Origin of the sequence: Rathayibacter sp. SD072 (assembly GCF_017355185.1) — a bacterium.
Classification (GTDB): Bacteria; Actinomycetota; Actinomycetes; order Actinomycetales; family Microbacteriaceae; genus Rathayibacter.
Genome location: NZ_JADILJ010000014.1, coordinates 19,713 through 37,154, shown reverse-complemented (window position 1 = coordinate 37,154; position 17,442 = coordinate 19,713). Strand labels below are relative to the sequence as shown.

Sequence of the window (17,442 nt, the reverse complement as noted above, 5' to 3'; positions counted from 1 at the left end):
CCTCGCGCACCGGGCCACGAGGGCCCTCACTCGCCGAAGCGCGTCTCCTTGTGCGGGGCCCCGGAGCGGTCGTACGTCGTCCAGACGCCGACCTGCCGGCCCCGGTCGAAGGCGCCGCTGCGCATCAGCGTGCCGTCGAGGCGGAACCACTCCCAGTGCCCGTGCAGCTCGTCGTCGAGCATCCAGCCGCGGCCCCGGATGCTGCCGTCCTTGTGCAGCGCCTCGTGCGGTACCGACTCCGACACGGCGCACCCCTTCCTCGTGGCGTGCTCGATCCTCGTCCGACCCGCCCGGAGGGGCAAGACCCGGACGCCCCGCCCTCCGGGAGATCGGACCCGGCGCTCACGCGCGCGGAAGCACCCCGACCAGGGAGGCGGTGAACGCCGTCTCGAGCGCGGTGCGCAGATCGAGGTGCAGCACGCCGAGCTCGGGCTCGTCGGCGTACGCGGCGACCAGGACCGGCGCCGGTGGGACGTAGGACGACAGGGCGCCGGCCGTGACCAGGGCCAGCAGGCAGAACGCCTCCGCGCCGTCGCCGAGCTCGGGCACGTGGCGGAGGACGAGCCCGGTCAGGGTCGCGAGCCTCTCCCGGGAGGAGCGCTTGTGCCGCTTCACCGCCTCGATCGACACGTTGTGCTCGAGCACACCGCCCTGCGCGCCGAAGAGGTCGCAGAGCACCACCCGGTCGGCGAGCGAGCCGCTGAGGATCGCGGCCAGGGCGCGAGCGCGGGACTCGGGTGCGTCGTCGGCGGCGATGCCCGTGGCCAGCTCCTGCTCGAGCGCGACGAGCCACTGCCCGAGGAAGCCGTCGAGCAGTTCGAGCAGCACGGCCTCGCGCGACTCGAAGTAGCGGAGCACGTTCGACTTCGCGAGGCCCACCCGGCGGCTGAGCTCGTTGAGGCTCACCGCGGCCACGGGCATCTCGTCGAGCATCGCGGCCGCGGTCTCGAGGATCGCCTCGCGGCGGATCCGCCGCTGCTCCTCGCTCCGCGCACGCTGGAAAGTCACCCCGCGAGTCTAATTGCAGACCACCGGTCCCTTGACAGCGGACCGGCGGTCTCTTACGGTCGGAAGAACAAGAGACCGGCAGTACTGGAGGAGCGACATGAGTCACGACTGGACCGAGCAGCAGATCCCCGACCAGAGCGGGCGGGTGGCGGTCGTCACCGGCGCCAACACCGGACTGGGCTTCGAGACCGCCCGGATGCTCGCCGAGCGCGGAGCGACGGTGATCCTGGCCGTCCGCGACGTCGAGAAGGGCGCGGCGGCGGCCTCCCGCATCACCGGAGACGTGCGGGTGCAGGCGCTCGACCTGACGTCCCTCGCCTCGATCCGGGCGGCGGCGGACGACCTGCGCGCGGCTCACCCGCGCATCGACCTCCTCCTCAACAACGCCGGAGTCATGTACACGCCGAAGCGGACGACGAGCGACGGCTTCGAGCTGCAGTTCGGCACCAATCACCTCGGTCACTTCGCGCTCACCGGGCTCCTGCTCGAGAACCTGCTGCCCGTCCACGGCTCCCGCGTCGTCACCGTCAGCAGCGTGGGACACCGCATCCGCGCCGCGATCCACTTCGACGACCTGCAGTGGGAGCGCTCGTACAGCGGCGTCGCCGCGTACGGCCAGGCCAAGCTCGCCAACCTGATGTTCACCTACGAGCTGCAGCGTCGGCTCGCCCCGCTCGGCGGCACGATCGCGGCGGCAGCGCACCCCGGAGTGTCGAACACCGAGCTCGCCCGGCACACGCCTGCCGCGCTGCGCCTCCCGATCAGCGCGCTCGCTCCGGTGCTCACCCAGCCCGCGGCGCGGGGCGCCCTGCCGACGCTGCGCGCCGCCACCGACCCGGGCGTCCTCGGCGGCCAGTACTTCGGACCGGGCGGCCGCGGCGAGGTCCGCGGCTTCCCCGTCCCCGTCTCCTCCAGCCCCGACTCCCACGACCTGGCTGTGCAGCAGCGCCTGTGGACGGTCTCGGAGGAGCTCACCGGCGTGACCTTCCCGGTGGCGGCGGCGACACGGGCTCGAGGCTGAGCGCGATCGGGAGCCGCTCGGTAGGCTCCCGATCAGAATCCGCCCCGACGAAGCAGGAGTCCCGTGAGCACCGGCCCCGGCCCCCTCGACCTCACCTTCACGGCCCCGATCGGAGTGACGGTGAAGGGCGACCTGTGGTCGTGCGTCGAGATCCCCGACTCGGTCGCCCTGCTCGGCACGGGCAAGGCCGTGCGCGTCGTGGCCACGGTCGACGCCCTGCCGCTCACCGCGGGACTGCTGCCCACCGGATCCGGGGGCCACATGCTGTCGATCAGCGCGGGCCTGCGGAAGAAGCTCGGCAAGGAGCTGGGCGACGAGGTGGTCGTCCACCTGTCGGAGCGGCTGAACTGAGCCCGAGCCGGCGGCGGGTCCGACCGGTGGTCGCGCGAGTGCGGCTCACCCCCCGCACGGGGTCTCGCAGGCAGGACCGGTCCGGCCTCGCGGCCCGCATCCGCCGCCCTACGGTGGAGGAATGTCCCGCTCCCAGCGCCTCGGCGCGACCGTCGCCCTCGCCCTCCTCCTGACCGGCTGCACCTCGACGGGAGGGTCGGACTCCGGCTCCGACGTCGACGAGCTCGACGCCGCCCCGGCCGCCGGTGTCGAGATCGCGGGCGACGGCTACCTCTACTCGGTGCCCGAGGGCTGGGACGTGCCCGACACCGATCCGTCGACGATCGGCGCCGACACACTCGCCGCCGACCTCACCGACACCGACGGCTTCTCGGACAACGTCAACGTCGTCCTCAGCCCGGCCGGCGCCGTCACTCCGGAGCAGGTCGAGGGAGCCGGAGCCGACGAGCTCGAGGGCGCCGGAGCGACCGACGTCGAGGTCCGCGACCGCGTCCAGGTCGCCGGGGCGGAGTCGGCGCACCTCAGCGCCGCCCTGACCGCGCAGGGTGCGTCCTACAGCATCGAGCAGTACTACCTGACGCAGAACGAGCAGACCTACGTCGTGACCTTCTCCTTCAGCCCCACGGTCGAGGACGACGACCGCGAGGACCTCGCCGAGTCGGTGCTCGCCTCCTGGTCCTGGTCCTGATCCGGGGCTGACCGAGGCTGGTCGGGGGTCCGATCCCGAGGCGCGGTCCGGGGCCGGGTCGGCGGTCCGATCCGCGCTCGATCGGCACCCCTCCGCCGTTCGGCCGAGGACTCTGCGCGGGATCCGCCGCCCGACGGAGGTGCCGCCCCCGACCCCGGGCTACCGTCGGAGGATGAGCTCATCGACCGGGGAGAAGCAGACCTACCTCGGCGTCGCGGTCGCCTTCCTCGGGCTCGCGGTCGCCCTCGGCATCACGCTGGACAACTGGCTGACCGCGCTGCCGTTCGCGGTCATCGCCCTCACGTTCGTCGCCCTGGGGACGGAGTGGTCGAAGCGCGCGGGGAGCACCGGGTCCCGATCCGACGACGACGCGGACTGAGCCGCTCCGGCGTGCGTGGTCGCGCTCTCTCGCCGTGTTTCCGGCGCGCGTGCGGCGCAGGCCGTCGCGCCCCTAGGGTGTGCCGAGGCCGCCGCATCACGGCCGCACAGGAGAGATCATGGGCCACCTGCACTACGGCACCGAGTCGTTCACCCTCGAGGACCGCGCCCTCTTCCACCTGCAGGTCGTGATCGGCGTCAAGCTGCGGCGCAGCGAGGCGTTCTTCGTCTCGTGGCGACCGGAGCTCGAGTCGATCGAGGGCCGGCACGCGCTGTGGATGGACAACGGCGTGCCGATCCACTTCGAGTACGCGAGCAGCCGCTCCCCGAGCATCAACCGGGACTGGATCGAGCACCTGGTCCTCGCGGCGAACAGCGCGGGCGGGCTGAACCTCGCCGACGAGCGCAACGCGGAGCCGATCGAGTCCTGATCCGCGCCGATCCGTGCCGATCCGCCACGAACGGCGGTGCGGCCGCGCCGATCCGGCACGAACCGTCGCGAGGCCGCGCCGATCGGTCACGAACGGTCGAGAGGCCGCGCTCATCCGTCGCGTATCGCGGTGCGACTCCGCTGCGGCCGGCCGTTCACGACGGATCGACGGGAGGAACAGGGGCACCCGGAAGCGCCGCGAGTCACGCCCGGTGGCGGAACCAGTCCAGGAGCAGCTGCGCGCGCGACGGCTCCTCCCACCGGGTGCGGCGCCGCAGCGGCGTCGCGAAGAAGTCGTCGTACCCGGGAGCGGCGCGCAGTTCGGCGTCCTCGGGCGTCGGGAAGCCCATCGACCACTGCGGGAACCGCCGGGCCTCGATCGTCTCGCTCAGGAGCCGCTGCACATCGGTGTGCCGCTCGTCGGCCTCGATGACCCGGTACCGCTCGCGCACCTGCTCCTCGTCGCCCTCGAGGACCTGCATGAAGCGGCCGGACTTGAAGAGGAGCATGCCGGTGAGCCCGCAGCGCTCGTTGTTCTCGCGGCTCTGCCGCAGCAGCGCGGCGAGGGCCGACTCGTCGAGCTCCGCGGTCGCGGTGCTCACGTAGGTGAGGGACAGCATCAGCGTCCTGCTCCGTTCTCCTGGTCGCGGCGGACGACCAGCACCGTGACGTCGTCGTCGGGGGAGATCTCGGCGATGAGGTCCGAGAGCTCGGTGAAGAGGGCGCCGTCGTCGGCGCAGCGGCGGACGAGGTCCGCCAGGTCGTCCAGCGCCGACAGCGTGCCGTCGTAGAGGTCGAGTGCCCCGTCGGAGCACGAGACGAGGACCTCGCCGGGCAGCAGCGTCGTCGTGCGGGCCTCCCAGCAGATGCCCTCGCCGATGCCGATCGGGAAGTCGGAGGAGGTCAGCCGCTCGACGGAGCCGTCGGCGCGCAGGACCGCGGTGAGGCCGTGACCGGCGTCGGCGTAGCGGATCTCGCCGGTCGCCGTGTCGACGCTCGCGTGGAACAGAGTGGCGAAGGTGCCCGTGGCCGAGAGATCGGCGAGCAGCTGCTCGTTGACCGCCGCCACGGCCGCCTCCGGCTCCCAGCCGGGTCGCGCCTGGAAGGCGGACCGGACGGCCGCTGCGACGAGAGCGGCGGAGTAGCCCTTCCCCATGACGTCCGCGAGGGTCGCGTCGACGCGCCCCTCGGTCGCCGAGACGGCGAAGTAGTCGCCGGCGACGTCGGAGTGCGGCCGCGTGAATCCGGAGAAGGAGAACCCGTCGCCGTGCTCGAGCGGAGCGGGCAGCATCTGCTGCTGCGTCCAGGCGGCGCGGTCGACGGCGCGGAAGTGGATCAGCTCGCGCTCGACCCACAGGCCGAGCTCGTCCAGCAGGTCCTGGTCCTCGACGCTGAGATCGCGCGGCTCCGTGTCGACGAGGCAGATGGTGCCCACGCGGGCGCCCTCGGCGACGCTCAGCGGGCGGCCGGCGTAGAAGCGCACGTGCGGCGGGCCGGTGACCGACCCGCGGCGGGCGAAGACCGGGTCCTCGAGCGCGTCCTGGACCACGACGATGTCCGGCTGCTGGACGACCACGTCGCAGAACGAGTCCGCCCGCGGAGTGAGGCGCGAGCCGCCCGGACGCTGCGGCGACTTCGTGAACTGATGGTCCTGATCGATGAAGTTGATCTCGGCGATCGGCACTCCGAACAGCTCCTTCGCCATCCGCGTCACGCGATCGAACCGCTCCTCGGGCCCGGTGCCGACGATCCTGAGATCGTCGAGGGCCGCGAGCCGGATGCGCTCCCGCACCGCGGCTCGATCGATCGGGGCACTCTGCGTCACGTGTCGGCGCCTCTCCGCTGGGACCCCGGCCGCTGCCCGCCGGGGAATGCCCTCCGACTCTGGCAGACATCGTGTCCGCGCTTCGGCGGGAGGAGGCTCAGGCCCCCCTGACGGGGGCGCCGCACGCGCCGCAGCGCCCCCGTCAGGGAACCGCCCTAGAGCGGGCGGGGCCGGTGCCGCTCGATCAGCGTGTCGAACAGGGTGTTCATCCGCTCGTCGACGACCCGGCGGGACGCGTCGGCGTCGTACCACTCGACGATCTCGCGGGCGCCGTCGCTGAAGCGGACGGAGGGCGAGTACGCGGGCACGAGAGCGCGGATCTTCGCGTTGTCGAAGACCATGGAGTGCGCCTTGTCGCCGATGATCCCGGCGCCGAGCTCGGGATCGGCCGCAGCGATCGCGTCGGACGGGACGTGCACGATCCGCGCCTCGGTCCCGGCCGCCGCCGCGAGGTCCCGGTGGATGCGGTCCCACGTGGGCGTCTCGTCGCCCGTGATGTGGAACGCCTCGCCGATCGCCGCCGTCGCACCGAGCAGGCCGACGAGTCCGACCGCGACGTCGCGGCTGTGGGTCAGGGTCCAGAGCGAGGTGCCGTCGCCCGGGACGACCACCTCGAGGCCGCGCCGCATCCGGTCGATCACGGTCCAGCCTCCGTCGACCGGCAGCGCCGTGCGGTCGTAGGTGTGCGAGGGCCGCACGATCGTCACGGGGAAGCCGGTGCGCCGGTACTCGGTGACGAGCAGGTCCTCGCAGGCGATCTTGTCCTGCGAGTACGACCAGTAGGGGTTCCGCAGCGGAGTCGACTCCGTCACCGGCAGCCGCGCCGGGGGCTTCTGGTACGCCGAGGCCGAGCTGATGAACACGTACTGGGCGGTGCGGCCGGTGAACAGGTCGATGTCCTGCTGCACGTGCTCGGGGGTGAAGGCCGCGAACTCGACCACGGCGTCGAAGTGCTCGTCGCCGAGCGCCTCGCGCACGCTGCCGGGATCGCGGATGTCGGCGGTGAGGGTGCGGACCCCCTCCGGGAGCGGACGGAGCGCGGTGCGCCCGCGGTTGAGCACGGTCACCTCAAGCCCCGTCTCGAGAGCGCGGCGGACGCCCTCCGAGCTGATGATGCCCGTTCCTCCGATGAACAGAACGCTGAGCGGCACGGCTGACCCGACCTTTCGTTGAGGGAGGTGCGCGGTCCGGCCACGGGAGGCGGGGGACGTCGACGTGCACCGGCGTCCATCCCCTCACATCGCGGGCGGCGGCGCCAGGGGGTTCCGGAGAGCGCTGTCACGGGGCGGGGGCGCCCGCCGGTGCCTCCGCCGCAGCCGGTCGGCACTCCGGCCTGCACGCGCACCCGCGAGTCGACGCGGTACGGGGTCCAGCGTGCAAGCAGAGCCCGGAACGCGCCCACTCGCGAGATCCACTACCCACGAATGGACGCGAAACGGGCTTCCGCGCACGCGCAGAGCCCAGAACGCGCCCACTCGCGATCCGCCGACCGCGAGTGGACCCGACCCGGGGCCCGCCGCCCGAGCAGACCCCGGATCGCGTCCGCTCACGGCCGGCGGCGACTCCGCCCGGGGACGACGGAGGGCGCGGAGCCCGATGCCCCGCGCCCTCCGCCTCGACCGTGCGTCAGCTCGCGGCGACGGCGATCTCGTTCGGAGTGACGCCCAGCTCGGCGCTGGAGACGATCTCCCCGGTGGTCAGGTCGACCGCGTGGATGGAGTCCGCCGCCGGATCGGTGACGTACGCGACGTCGCCCGCGACCGTGATGGCGGGGTGCGGGTCCTGCCACTCGACCGGGCTCTCCCACGCGTCGACCACCGGGTACGAGTCGGTGATCCCACCGGTCCCGGGGTCGACGACGTGGACCGCTCCGTCGGAGCCGATCAGGTAGGCGAGGTCCTCCGGTCCACGGGCGACGCCGCGGAAGGTGTACTCGACACCCTCGGGGAGGTCGACGACCTCGAGGGACTTCGCCTCGGTGTCGATCAGGGCGAGGCGGTGCAGGAGGTAGCCCTCGGCGTCCTGGTCGTCCTTATAGTCGCCGACGACGATCGGGCTGGTCTCGCTGACCCACGCGTTGCCCATGCGGCCGTAGGGCTGGTCGGGCGCCTCGAGCTTGGTGATCGCGCCGTCGTCGTAGACGAGGGCGCCGTTCTCGCAGCCGAAGACGACGGCCTCGCCCTCGGCCGTGCCCTCGCCGTGCACGCCGGGGCACTGGTCGTTCGTGGCCACCACGGCGCCGGAGGCGTCGCGCACCTCGATGCCGGTGCGTCCGTCGGCGGTGCCGACCGTGGTGAGGAAGGTGCCGTCCTCGAGGACGATCGACACACCGTGGTGCGCCTCGACGCCCGCGATGGTCTCGACCTCGGGCACGCCCTCGGAGGAGGCCAGGTCGGCGGTCTCGATGATCGTGGTGTCGCTCGTGCCGTCGGCGTAGAGGATCGTCTTGCCGCCGTGGCGGACGACGTGGCCGGGGGTGTCGGCCGGGAAGACGACGTCGGTGAGCTCGGGCTCGCCGTCGGCGCCCGCGGCGGTGTCGAGGAGTTGGAAGCCCTCGCTCATGGTGACCATGACGTGCCGGCCGTCGCCGGCCGGGTTGAGCCGGGTGAACTCCTCGGAGTCCAGGTCGGCCACGGTCTCGAGCGTCTCTCCGTCGAGGACGAGGATGCCGCCCTCGTAGGCGACGGCGACGCGGGTGGCCGAGGCGGTCGGAGTGGAGTCGGCGGTCGGGTCGGCCGCGGGGGCTCCGCTCGAGGAGCAGGCCGCGAGGGTCGCGATCGTGCCGAGGGCGAGCAGGCCGAGGCCGGCGCGTCGGAAGGTGCGCATGGTGATGTCGTTCTCCTGGTGGTGGTCGTGGACGCTCAGGGCGAGAGTCCGGCGGCGATGCGCTGCGTGTTGACGCGCATCATGGCGAGGTAGTCGGGGGCGCCGCCCTCGGGACCGGTGAGGGACTCCGTGAACAGCTCGACCACCTCGACGCGGATATCGGCTTCGCTCGCGAGCGCCTGGACGAGGCGGTCGGGAGACGAGGACTCCGCGAAGATCGTGGGGACGCCGGTGTCCTCGACGGCCTCGACCAGATCGGCGAGGTCGGAGGCGGACGGGGCGGCGAGGGTCGTGCCTCCGGGGATTACCGCGCCGACGACGGCGAAGTCGAAGCGGTCGGCGAGGTAGCCGAAGACGTGGTGGTTGGTGACGAGCGCACGGCGCGTGTCGGGGATCGCCGCGAACGCCGCCGTCATCTCGGCATCGAGCGCCTCGAGCTCGGTGCGGTACCCGGCGGTGCTCCGCTCGATCGCCGCGGGGTCCGCTCCGTCGAGAGCTGCCAGCACGGGCTCGAGCGCGTCGACGACGTCGATCATGCGCGCGGGATCGGTCCAGAAGTGCGAGTCGGGGCTGCCCTCGGCGTCGCCGGAGCGGTAGTCGAGCACCTCGATCGCGTCGCCGGCGACGAAGGCCGCGACGTCCTCGTCGGCCGCGGCGTCGAGGTGCTGCTGCAGTCCCTCCTCCAGGCCCAGGCCGTTCGAGACGACGAGGTCGGCCGAGCGCAGCCGCGCGGCCTCCTGCGCCGAGATCTCGAAGGAGTGCGGGTCGGCGTCCGGCTTCATCAGCGTCACGACCTCGGCCTCGTCGCCGACGAGCCGCTCGACGACGTCGCCGAGGATGTTGGTCGAGACGATCACCAGGGGGCGGTCGTCGGCCGCGGCGGAGCAGCCCGACAGGGCGAGCAGGACCGCGGCGGCGACGGAGAGGCGGAGTCGTCGCACGGTCATCGTCCCGTCTCGGCGGTGAAGGCAGGCTCGGTCGCCGTGCCGAACGAGCGCGCGAGGCGGGCGCCGTCCGCGTAGTCGATCTCGTGCAGCGCCTTCTCGGCGGGTGCGCTGAGGTAGGCGCGCTGCTGGTCGGCGACGAGGGCCGGTGCGAGACCCGCGGCGAGCGACTCCGCGACGAGCGGCTCCGTCTGCGACAGCACCGCTCCGTCCGCCCCGTCGAGCACGAGCAGGCGGCCGTCCTCGGCGAGCGCGAGCACGTGGTCGTCCTCGTCGTCGACCGCGGTCGCCTGCACGAGGGGCGACGGAGCCGGGAGCAGGGTCCACGAGCGCGCCCGGGTGTCGAGCAGCCAGATCCCCTCGGTGCCGGCGAGTCCGGCGACGGTGGGCCGGCCCTCGCGGTTCGCGAAGCTCGTGGCGGCGGGCGCGGTGGCTCCGGCGGGATACGGGATCCGCTCGATGTTCAGCTCCTCGCCCTCGACGGTGGCGAGCAGAGCGCCGTCCGCGCAGCCGACGACGGCGCCGACGCGGGTGGTGATCGTCCCCGCCGGCTGCGGGCAGTCCTCGACGAGACCGGTGGGCTCGCCGTCGGCGGTGTACCCGGCGACGGTCCCGCCGCCCTCGGTGACCAGAGCGAAGGATCCGACCGGCACGACCATCCCGGCGCCCTGCTCGGCGTCGAGGCGGAACGACTCCCTGATCTCCCCCGTCGACAGCGCCTCGGTGTCGAGCAGCACGGCCTCGCCCGAGTCGGGGAAGAAGAGACCGGTGCCGCCGGAGGTCGAGAGGTTCGTCGTGGCGACGACCGCCTCCCCCTCCCCCTCGACCGTGCCGAGGATCCGCGGGTCGGCGCGGTAGTAGTGGAAGTGGTCGACGTGATCCCAGGTCCAGACGCCGCTGTCGACGATCTCGACGCGGTCCGCGGTCTGCGCGAAGAGGTAGCGCCCGTCGGTCGTCATCGCCGTGGGCTCGCCGATGGCGCCGAGCTCGGCGACGGTCTCGTCGAGCAGATCGAGGTGCGAGACGGCTCCTGCCGGGTCGATCCAGGTGAGGCCGAGGCGCGGCTCCGAGAGCTCGGCGGCTCCGGAGACCGCGCCGTGCCCGTCACCGGAGGCGTCGGCGGGCGGAGCGGCGGCGTCGGTCGAGCAGGCCGCGAGGCCCAGGGCGAGGGCGCCGAGGAGGAGGGTGGAGCGGGAGCGCACGGGGTCCTTTCGAGAGGAGACGATGAGGGCGGTCGGTCAGGCGTGGATCGCGAGGGGGCGGGAGCGCAGCGGCACGGTGGCCGCGCGGAGCGCCCAGGACAGCCCCGAGACCGCGATCGCCGTCGCGGCGACCGACGCTCCCGCGGCCGTCGCCGCGTACCACGAGACGAGGAGGCCGACGAGGACGGAGAGCACGCCGAGTACGGCGGCGAGCACCATCCGGGTCGGGATGCGGGTGGTCCAGTGCCCCGCGGCGACCGCGGGCGCCAGGAGCAGGCCCACGACCAGGAGTGAGCCGACGGCCTGGTACGACGCGACCACCGCCAGCGTCACGAGCCCGACGAGCGCGGCCTGGGCCGAGCGCGGCCCGAGTCCGAGGACGGACGCGATCCGGTGATCCAGCGCGAGCGCCACCAGCGAGCGGTGGAAGACCGCGGCGACGAGGAGACCCGCTCCGGTCGCCACGGCGAGGAGCGTGATGTCGAGGGGCGCGATGGCGAGGATGTCGCCGAACAGGATCGACGTGGCGTCGGTGGCGAAGCTGCCCGAGTGGCTGATGATGATGACGCCCAGCGCGAGCATCGAGACGAAGAGCATGCCGATGCTCGTGTCGTACGACAGCCGGCCCCGCCGCTGCAGGGCCGCGATGCCGAGGCTCATCGCCACCGCACTCGCCGCCCCGCCGACCAGTACGGGCGCTCCGAGCACGGTCGCCAGGGCCACGCCGGGGAGCATGCCGTGGGCGAGCGCCTCGCCCAGGAACGCCATCCCGCGGAGGACCACCCAGGTCCCCACGACGCCGCACAGGACGGCGACCAGCGCTCCTCCGAGGAGGGCGCGCTGGAGGAAGTCGAGCGCGAACGGCTCGAGGATCCCGAGGAGGAAGGAAGGCATGGTGCCCGACCGTAGCTGATAATGAGAACGGTTATCAACCTGCTACCGTCGAGCAGGTGTCCCCCAGCGTTCTGCACCCCGTCGCCCTCGTGAGCCTCCGAGGGATCGGCGTCGACTTCGGCGAGCGCACGGCGCTGGCGAGCCTCGATCTCGATCTGCCGGTCGGCTCCCTCACCGTGATCGCCGGGCCGAACGGAGCGGGGAAGACGACGCTGCTGGAGGTCGTCGCCGGCACCCGAGCACCTTCCAGGGGCACCCGCAGCGCCCCCTCCGCGATCGCCTTCGTCCCCCAGCGCACCGCCGTCCCGGACCGCCTGCCCGTCACCGTACGCGACGTCGTGACCATCGGCGTCTGGGGCCGTGCCGGCCGATGGCGGCCGATCGGAGCGGAGTCGCGCGCCGCGGTCGTCGCCGCGATGGAGCGGCTCGGGATCACTCCGCTCGCCGCCGAGCCGTTCGCCGTGCTCTCCGGTGGCCAGCGGCAGCGGACGCTGCTCGCGCAGGGCCTGGCCCGGGGCGCCGACCTGCTCCTGCTCGACGAGCCGACGACCGGGCTGGACGCGGCGAGCGCCGAGCGGATCCGCGCGATCCTGCGCGCGGAGGCCGAGCGCGGAGTCGCGGTGGCGTGCGTCTCGCACGATCCGGCCGTGATCGCCCTCGCAGACCGCGTGGTGCGGCTGGTGGACGGGGTGCTCGAGCCCACTGAGTGAGGATCCGCGCGACCCCTGCACGTCTGCTTGTATGAGCACATGGCAGAGGATCTGGAGCCGGCCGCCGAGCTGTTCAAGGTGCTGTCCTCGGCCTCCCGTCTGCGCCTGCTGCGCGAGCTGGAGAGGGAGCGGTCGACGGTGGGGGGCCTCGCCGAGCGGACCGGGCTCTCGCAGCCACTGGTGTCGCAGCACCTGCGCACCCTGCGGTCGGCGGGGCTCGTCGCGGTCGAGCGGATCGGTCGGGAGGCGCACTACTCCGTCGCCGACACGCACGTCACGCACATCGTCGACGACGCCGTCCGGCACGCCCTGGAGGGTTGAGGACCCTCGGTTCGGGAGGGATCTCGATACGCCCGCTGCGCGGGCTACTCGATCAGCAAGGTGTGCCCCCTCGCGGGTCGAGCAGCCCCGCAGGGGCGACCCCTGCTCGTCGAGTAGCACGCACAGGGGGACCCCTACTGGTCGAGTAGCCGCACAGCGGGACCCCTGCTGGTCGAGTAGCCGCGCAGCGGCGCATCGAGACCCGCCCACCGAGACGATCATGATCATCGGTCTCAACTGTGCAGATGTATTGCAATTCGTTTATGCATCTGGTGAGGTGATCGGAGACGCCGTGCCCCGACCCGGCGTCGCCCCCGTCATCGACAGCACGAGAGGCCGCACCATGAGCACCACCGAGATCCACGCCGAGCACGCCGTCACCGAGCACCGGCACGGCGACTCCTGCGGCCACCAGGCCGTTCAGCACGACGATCACGTCGACTACGCGCACGGCACCCACCACCACGCCCTGCACGGCGACCACTACGACGAGCACGAGGCCGAGGCCGAGCACTCCGCCGCGGACCACGAGCACGGCGACTCCTGCGGTCACGAGAGCGTCCCGCACGACGACCACGTCGACTTCGTGCACGACGGTCACAAGCACGCCGCTCACGCCGGGCACTACGACGAGCACTGAGCCGTCCTGCACGAAGGGCGCCGTCCGACCGGGACGGCGCCCTTCGTCGTTCCCGGCCTCAGCCCTGGCGGGCCTTGAATCGCGGGTTCAGCTTGTTGATGACGAAGACCCGACCGCGGCGGCGCACGATCTGCGATCCCGGCATGCCCTTCATCGACTTCAGTGAGTTGCGGACCTTCACGAGTACTCCTGTCCTATTGATAACGATTCTCGTTAGAGTAGCGGACCATGGAGTCCTCGTTCCCGACGCACCGCCCGCCCGCTCTCGCCGTGACGCTGGTCAGCGCCTCCGACACCCGCGACAGCGCGAGGATCGCGAAACGGCTGTCCGGCGCGGCGGCCGTCGAGAGCTTCGTGCTCGATGTCCCGGAGTCCGACAGCGGCGAGTTCGCCGTCGGGCTCGCCGCCGAGCTCGCTCGACAGGCCGATGACGGCGAGAGCGGAGTGACGGTCGTCGCACTCGACCCGGCGGCCGACCCGATGGAGGTCGCCCTCGTCCTCGAGCACCTCCTGCGGAGGAGGCACCCGGGCGACACCCGGATCGGCGTCCTCGACGTGGTCGCGGTCACCTCGGTCGCGGAGGTGTCCCGAGTGCTGCTCGGCACCCCCTCCGGCGAGCGCGCTCCGCAGAGCCCGCACGAGTGGGACGCGGCCGAGACGCTCGCGGGCAGGCTCGAGTTCGCGACCCTCGTGGTCCTCACCGACGACCGCGGAACGAACGGAGACGCAGCCGCGCAGGCCCGCGACCTCCTCGCGGCGCTGTCGCCGGGGGCCGACGTCCTCCGGGTCGACGAGCTCGACCAGTACCGCCGGCGGCGCGCGAACCTCACGCCGCAGCGTGCGCACCGCCTGGCGTCGGACCTCGGCTGGCAGCGCGCGCTCCGCGGCGTCGCTGCGACGGAGACGGGATCGGTGACCACCCACGTCTTCCGCGAGCCCCTGCCCTTCCACCCCGAGCGGCTGAACGCCGCCGTCTCCTCCGACTTCGTCGCCTCGCGGGTCGGGCGGATCCTCCGCTCGCGCGGTCTCGCGCGCTTGGCGAGCCGCGCCGACCGCGTGGCGTCCTGGTCGATCGCCGGCGACGTCCTGGCCCTCGATCCGACGTCGATCCGCAGCTGGGACGCCGACGCGCCCCTCGGGCAGGAGCTCGTGTTCTTCGGCTGCGACCTCGACGTCGGCGAGCTGGACCGCGTGCTGCACGGCTGCCTGCTCACCTCGGACGAGCTCCTCGCCGGGCCCGCGCTCTGGGACTCCCTCGACGACCCGTTCCCCCGCTGGGAGGACGAGCACCAGCACTGACGGCCGGGCCGACGACTTCCCGGCCAGGACCCCCGCGCCCTCGGTACCCTCGAGATCGGACCGGGACGGAGAGGCGGCGCATGCTGGAGACGATCCTCGAGGCGCTCTCCCTCGTCGCGCTCCCCCTCGGCGTGCTGTTCCTGCTCGCGGCCTTCGTCGCGCTGCTGGTCGACGGCCGCTGGTGGCCGACGACCGCGTACCTCGAGGAGGGACCGCCCCGCGCCCTGCATTGGGTGTCGCGCGCCGGCGAGGTGCGGTCGCGACCCCTCGTCGCCGACGATCCTCTCGCTCCGCTCGAGTCCGATCAGCGCGAGGTGTACTACCGCGAGGAGGATCCGGAGCGGATCCGCGTGCACCGCTGGAGCGACGCGGTGCGGGCCCTGCGGTTCACCGGGCTGATCCTCGTCGCTGCGGGTGTCGTGCTCGGGATCGCCTCGACGGCACTGGCGATCCTCGTCTGAGGGCGCGGAGCGCGGACGGGTGACACCGCCGCGCACGGGTGGCCCTCTGCGATCCGATGCGGAACGGGGTCCGACTCCCCTGCAGACCCCGGAACGCGTCCCTCCCTCGTCGCCGCCGCCCGCGAGAGGACGCGGATCGGGCTCCGACTCGCGCCTGAAGCCCGGAACGCGACGACTCGCAGAGGGGGCGTGACGGCCGTCCTCCTCGCCGAGCCCCGCTTCCTGCGCATACACTCATGGACGGCATCGCGTTCCCCTCGCGGGCCCTGGGCCCCGCTCGAGTCCCCCCACTCGCGGGGCCCTTGCCGTGCCCCCGGCGACACTGCCCGTCGCCGTGACTCCGTGCGAGAATCTGCGCATGTATGTAGATACGCGGACAGGGGCCTGCTCGTCTCGGAGCGTCCACGCGGGGCCGGCCGGCGCGGTGTCCGCACTGCTCCCCTACCCGACCCGGGTGCGGCCCGTGCGCGGCGCCGTCCTCCAGGTCGAGCACGCTCCGGCCGGCACGCACCACCACCGCCGCGCGGAGGTCCCCGCATGAGCGCGGTCACTGAGGCCCGGGTGCGCGAGGGCGGTCGCGTGCTCGCGAAGCCGCCGTCGATCCTCGTCACCGGCGCGCGACTCCCGGAGGTGCGCTGGGCGGCCCTCGCGCTGCTGCTGTTCCTCGTCGCCTGGCCGCTGCAGCTGGCAGGGCTCCCGGCGCCGGTGTGGTGGACGCTGTACCTCGCCTGCTACATCGCGGGCGGATGGGAGCCGGCGTGGGCCGGCCTCACCGCGCTCCGCGAGAAGGTGCTCGACGTCGATCTGCTGATGATCGTCGCCGCGCTCGCCGCCGCCTCCATCGGCCAGGTGTTCGACGGGGCGCTGCTCATCGTGATCTTCGCGACCAGCGGCGCGCTCGAGGCCCTCGTGACCCAGCGCACGGCCGACTCGGTGTCGAGCCTGCTCACGCTCGCGCCGGAGCGGGCGACCCGGCTGCTCCGGACGGACGACGGCGACGACGTCGAGACCGTCCCCACCGCTCAGCTCGTCGTCGGCGACCTGATCCTCGTGCGCCCGGGCGAGCGAATCGGCGGCGACGGTGTCGTGGTCGACGGGGTCAGCGAGGTCGACCAGGCCGCCATGACCGGAGAATCGGTACCGGTGCGCCGGCGTCCCGGTGATCCGGTGCTGTCGGGAACCGTGAACGGCACGGGCGCCCTCTCGGTCCGGATCGAGCGCGCGGCGGGCGACTCCGTGATCGCCCGCGTGGTGACGCTGGTGGCGGAGGCGTCCGAGACGAAGTCGTCGCGGCAGATGTTCATCGAGAAGGTGGAGCAGCGCTACTCCCTCGGCGTGGTCGCGGCGACGCTGCTCGTCTTCGCACTGCCGCTGGCGCTGGGCGACGACTTCCGCGACGCGCTGCTGCGGGCGATCACCTTCATGATCGTCGCCTCCCCCTGCGCGGTGGTGCTGTCGACGATGCCTCCGCTGCTCGCCGCGATCGCGAACGCGGGCCGTCACGGCGTGCTCGTGAAGTCGGCGACCGTCATGGAGCGCCTCGGCCGCACCCGGCTCGTCGCGTTCGACAAGACGGGCACCCTCACCGAGGGCGCGCCCGTCGTGCGCCGCGTCTCGCCCACCCCCGGCGTCTCGGAGGCGGAGGTGCTGCGGTGGGCCGCCGCCGTCGAGCAGCACAGCGAGCATCCTCTCGGGCGGGCGCTCGTCCGCGCGGCCGGACCGGGCGTCCCCCCCGCCGCGGACTTCCGGGCGCTGCCCGGCCGGGGCGTCGAGGGCGTCGTCGACGGAGTTCCGGTGCGCGTCGTGCAGTCGGCGGAGCACCCGGAGATCCTGGGGACGGTCGTGGACGTCGTCGTCGACGGGGCGACGGTGGGCACGGTGACGCTCGAGGACGCCCTGCGCCCGGACGCGGCGAGCGCCGTCGCGCAGACCGCCGCACTGACGAGCGAGCCCGTGCATCTGCTGACCGGGGACAACGAGCGCACGGCCGCGGACATCGCCGGCCGCACCGGCATCGCCGAGGTGCGCGCACGGCTGCTGCCCGCCGACAAGGCCGCGACGGTGCGCGAGCTCGAGGAGCGCGGCATCCCGGTCCTGCTCGTCGGCGACGGCGTCAACGACGCGCCCGCCCTCGCCTCGGCGAGCACGGGCGTCGCGATGGGCCGCCACGGATCCGACCTCGCCTTGGACACCGCCGACGCGGTGATCATCCGGGACGATCTGACCGTGATCCCGAAGGTGATCGCCCTCTCGCGCCGCGCGCACCGCTACGTGGTCGCGAATCTGATCATCGCGGGCACCTTCATCACCGTCCTGGTGACCTGGGATCTGATCGCGACGCTCCCCCTGCCGCTGGCGGTCGCCGGCCACGAGGGCTCCACGGTGATCGTCGCGCTGAACGGGCTCCGACTGCTGCGCCGCAGCGCCTGGCGGTGACGCCGCAC

The 17,442-nt window shown here is 73.0% G+C and carries 21 protein-coding genes; 11 read left to right on the top strand and 10 right to left on the bottom strand.

What is annotated here, in order from left to right:
* Window positions 1-26 precede the first annotated feature (26 nt).
* Both IOC53_RS07745 and IOC53_RS19445 read right to left on the bottom strand, forming a co-directional pair.
* Window positions 27-245 carry a toxin-antitoxin system YwqK family antitoxin gene (locus IOC53_RS07745; protein ID WP_207404181.1) on the bottom strand — a complete coding sequence of 73 codons (219 nt, stop codon included), beginning with the start codon at window positions 243-245 and terminating at the stop codon, window positions 27-29.
* A 97-nt stretch (window positions 246-342) separates the two neighbouring features.
* Window positions 343-1,008, bottom strand: a complete 666-nt coding sequence (locus IOC53_RS19445; RefSeq protein ID WP_207404165.1) for a TetR/AcrR family transcriptional regulator — start codon at window positions 1,006-1,008, stop codon at window positions 343-345.
* Window positions 1,009-1,105: 97 nt separating this feature from the next.
* Here IOC53_RS19445 and IOC53_RS07735 point away from each other — a divergent pair, with 97 nt between their 5' ends.
* The 5 genes from IOC53_RS07735 (at window position 1,106) to IOC53_RS07715 (ending at window position 3,877) form a co-directional block, all read left to right on the top strand.
* The gene (locus tag IOC53_RS07735; protein ID WP_207404163.1) at window positions 1,106-2,029 is read left to right on the top strand and encodes an SDR family NAD(P)-dependent oxidoreductase; all 924 of its coding nucleotides are present in this window, start codon (window positions 1,106-1,108) and stop codon (window positions 2,027-2,029) included.
* A gap of 63 nt (window positions 2,030-2,092) precedes the next feature.
* A complete protein-coding gene (locus IOC53_RS07730) occupies window positions 2,093-2,380 on the top strand; it encodes a DUF1905 domain-containing protein (RefSeq protein ID WP_207404161.1) in 288 nt (95 codons plus the stop codon).
* A gap of 121 nt (window positions 2,381-2,501) precedes the next feature.
* Window positions 2,502-3,068, top strand: coding sequence for a hypothetical protein (locus tag IOC53_RS07725; RefSeq protein ID WP_207404159.1), 567 nt, complete (start codon window positions 2,502-2,504; stop codon window positions 3,066-3,068).
* A 172-nt stretch (window positions 3,069-3,240) separates the two neighbouring features.
* Window positions 3,241-3,447 carry a hypothetical protein gene (locus tag IOC53_RS07720; RefSeq protein ID WP_207404157.1) on the top strand — a complete coding sequence of 69 codons (207 nt, stop codon included), beginning with the start codon at window positions 3,241-3,243 and terminating at the stop codon, window positions 3,445-3,447.
* Between the two features lie 118 nt (window positions 3,448-3,565).
* On the top strand, window positions 3,566-3,877 hold the full coding sequence (locus tag IOC53_RS07715) for a hypothetical protein (protein WP_207404155.1): 312 nt from the start codon (window positions 3,566-3,568) through the stop codon (window positions 3,875-3,877).
* A gap of 202 nt (window positions 3,878-4,079) precedes the next feature.
* On the opposite strand, the gene IOC53_RS07710 is transcribed toward IOC53_RS07715, so the two are convergent.
* The 7 genes from IOC53_RS07710 to aztB form a co-directional block, all read right to left on the bottom strand.
* Window positions 4,080-4,496: a BLUF domain-containing protein gene (locus IOC53_RS07710; protein WP_207404153.1), complete on the bottom strand. Its 417-nt coding sequence runs from the start codon at window positions 4,494-4,496 to the stop codon at window positions 4,080-4,082.
* Window positions 4,496-5,701, bottom strand: coding sequence for a PP2C family protein-serine/threonine phosphatase (locus IOC53_RS07705; protein WP_207404151.1), 1,206 nt, complete (start codon window positions 5,699-5,701; stop codon window positions 4,496-4,498). The genes IOC53_RS07710 and IOC53_RS07705 overlap by 1 nt, the downstream gene beginning before the upstream one ends.
* Before the next feature lie 155 nt (window positions 5,702-5,856).
* Window positions 5,857-6,852 (bottom strand): SDR family oxidoreductase, encoded by a 996-nt coding sequence (locus IOC53_RS07700; RefSeq protein ID WP_207404142.1) that lies wholly within the window; start codon window positions 6,850-6,852, stop codon window positions 5,857-5,859.
* A 475-nt stretch (window positions 6,853-7,327) separates the two neighbouring features.
* On the bottom strand, window positions 7,328-8,527 hold the full coding sequence (aztD, locus tag IOC53_RS07695; RefSeq protein WP_207404140.1) for a zinc metallochaperone AztD: 1,200 nt from the start codon (window positions 8,525-8,527) through the stop codon (window positions 7,328-7,330).
* A gap of 35 nt (window positions 8,528-8,562) precedes the next feature.
* Window positions 8,563-9,474: a zinc ABC transporter substrate-binding protein AztC gene (aztC, locus tag IOC53_RS07690; RefSeq protein ID WP_207404137.1), complete on the bottom strand. Its 912-nt coding sequence runs from the start codon at window positions 9,472-9,474 to the stop codon at window positions 8,563-8,565.
* A complete protein-coding gene (locus IOC53_RS07685) occupies window positions 9,471-10,673 on the bottom strand; it encodes an ABC transporter (protein ID WP_207404135.1) in 1,203 nt (400 codons plus the stop codon). Before IOC53_RS07685 ends, aztC begins: the two co-directional genes overlap by 4 nt.
* A 36-nt stretch (window positions 10,674-10,709) precedes the next feature.
* The gene (gene aztB, locus IOC53_RS07680) at window positions 10,710-11,567 is read right to left on the bottom strand and encodes a zinc ABC transporter permease AztB (protein ID WP_207404133.1); all 858 of its coding nucleotides are present in this window, start codon (window positions 11,565-11,567) and stop codon (window positions 10,710-10,712) included.
* Between the two features lie 56 nt (window positions 11,568-11,623).
* Here aztB and aztA point away from each other — a divergent pair, with 56 nt between their 5' ends.
* From aztA to IOC53_RS07665, 3 genes are all read left to right on the top strand, one after another.
* The gene (gene aztA / locus IOC53_RS07675; protein WP_307786105.1) at window positions 11,624-12,277 is read left to right on the top strand and encodes a zinc ABC transporter ATP-binding protein AztA; all 654 of its coding nucleotides are present in this window, start codon (window positions 11,624-11,626) and stop codon (window positions 12,275-12,277) included.
* Between the two features lie 39 nt (window positions 12,278-12,316).
* Window positions 12,317-12,598: a helix-turn-helix transcriptional regulator gene (locus IOC53_RS07670; RefSeq protein ID WP_207404131.1), complete on the top strand. Its 282-nt coding sequence runs from the start codon at window positions 12,317-12,319 to the stop codon at window positions 12,596-12,598.
* 343 nt (window positions 12,599-12,941) lie between these two features.
* Window positions 12,942-13,238, top strand: a complete 297-nt coding sequence (locus tag IOC53_RS07665; protein ID WP_207404129.1) for a hypothetical protein — start codon at window positions 12,942-12,944, stop codon at window positions 13,236-13,238.
* A 58-nt stretch (window positions 13,239-13,296) separates the two neighbouring features.
* Here IOC53_RS07665 and ykgO read toward each other — a convergent pair whose 3' ends face one another.
* Window positions 13,297-13,419: a type B 50S ribosomal protein L36 gene (gene ykgO / locus IOC53_RS07660; protein WP_207404127.1), complete on the bottom strand. Its 123-nt coding sequence runs from the start codon at window positions 13,417-13,419 to the stop codon at window positions 13,297-13,299.
* Window positions 13,420-13,466: 47 nt separating this feature from the next.
* Here ykgO and IOC53_RS07655 point away from each other — a divergent pair, with 47 nt between their 5' ends.
* The 3 genes from IOC53_RS07655 to IOC53_RS07645 all read left to right on the top strand — a co-directional run bounded on the left by IOC53_RS07655 (window position 13,467) and on the right by IOC53_RS07645 (window position 17,434).
* Window positions 13,467-14,537, top strand: coding sequence for a GTP-binding protein (locus IOC53_RS07655; protein ID WP_207404125.1), 1,071 nt, complete (start codon window positions 13,467-13,469; stop codon window positions 14,535-14,537).
* An 80-nt stretch (window positions 14,538-14,617) separates the two neighbouring features.
* Entirely contained in the window at window positions 14,618-14,998 is a 381-nt protein-coding gene (locus IOC53_RS07650) for a hypothetical protein (RefSeq protein ID WP_207404117.1), read from the top strand.
* Between the two features lie 537 nt (window positions 14,999-15,535).
* Window positions 15,536-17,434 carry a heavy metal translocating P-type ATPase gene (locus IOC53_RS07645; RefSeq protein WP_207404115.1) on the top strand — a complete coding sequence of 633 codons (1,899 nt, stop codon included), beginning with the start codon at window positions 15,536-15,538 and terminating at the stop codon, window positions 17,432-17,434.
* Window positions 17,435-17,442 lie beyond the last annotated feature (8 nt).

Bases quoted from the DNA above. Each gene is read 5' to 3' on its own strand.
- IOC53_RS07735 (WP_207404163.1), top strand. From the start codon at position 1,106: ATGAGTCACGACTGGACCGAGCAGCAGATCCCCGACCAGAGCGGGCGG.
- IOC53_RS07725 (WP_207404159.1), top strand. From the start codon at position 2,502: ATGTCCCGCTCCCAGCGCCTCGGCGCGACCGTCGCCCTCGCCCTCCTC.
- IOC53_RS07720 (WP_207404157.1), top strand. From the start codon at position 3,241: ATGAGCTCATCGACCGGGGAGAAGCAGACCTACCTCGGCGTCGCGGTC.
- IOC53_RS07715 (WP_207404155.1), top strand. From the start codon at position 3,566: ATGGGCCACCTGCACTACGGCACCGAGTCGTTCACCCTCGAGGACCGC.
- IOC53_RS07710 (WP_207404153.1), bottom strand. From the start codon at position 4,496: ATGCTGTCCCTCACCTACGTGAGCACCGCGACCGCGGAGCTCGACGAG.
- aztD (WP_207404140.1), bottom strand. From the start codon at position 8,527: ATGCGCACCTTCCGACGCGCCGGCCTCGGCCTGCTCGCCCTCGGCACG.
- aztC (WP_207404137.1), bottom strand. From the start codon at position 9,474: ATGACCGTGCGACGACTCCGCCTCTCCGTCGCCGCCGCGGTCCTGCTC.
- aztB (WP_207404133.1), bottom strand. From the start codon at position 11,567: ATGCCTTCCTTCCTCCTCGGGATCCTCGAGCCGTTCGCGCTCGACTTC.
- IOC53_RS07670 (WP_207404131.1), top strand. From the start codon at position 12,317: ATGGCAGAGGATCTGGAGCCGGCCGCCGAGCTGTTCAAGGTGCTGTCC.
- IOC53_RS07665 (WP_207404129.1), top strand. From the start codon at position 12,942: ATGAGCACCACCGAGATCCACGCCGAGCACGCCGTCACCGAGCACCGG.
- IOC53_RS07655 (WP_207404125.1), top strand. From the start codon at position 13,467: ATGGAGTCCTCGTTCCCGACGCACCGCCCGCCCGCTCTCGCCGTGACG.
- IOC53_RS07650 (WP_207404117.1), top strand. From the start codon at position 14,618: ATGCTGGAGACGATCCTCGAGGCGCTCTCCCTCGTCGCGCTCCCCCTC.
- IOC53_RS07645 (WP_207404115.1), top strand. From the start codon at position 15,536: ATGAGCGCGGTCACTGAGGCCCGGGTGCGCGAGGGCGGTCGCGTGCTC.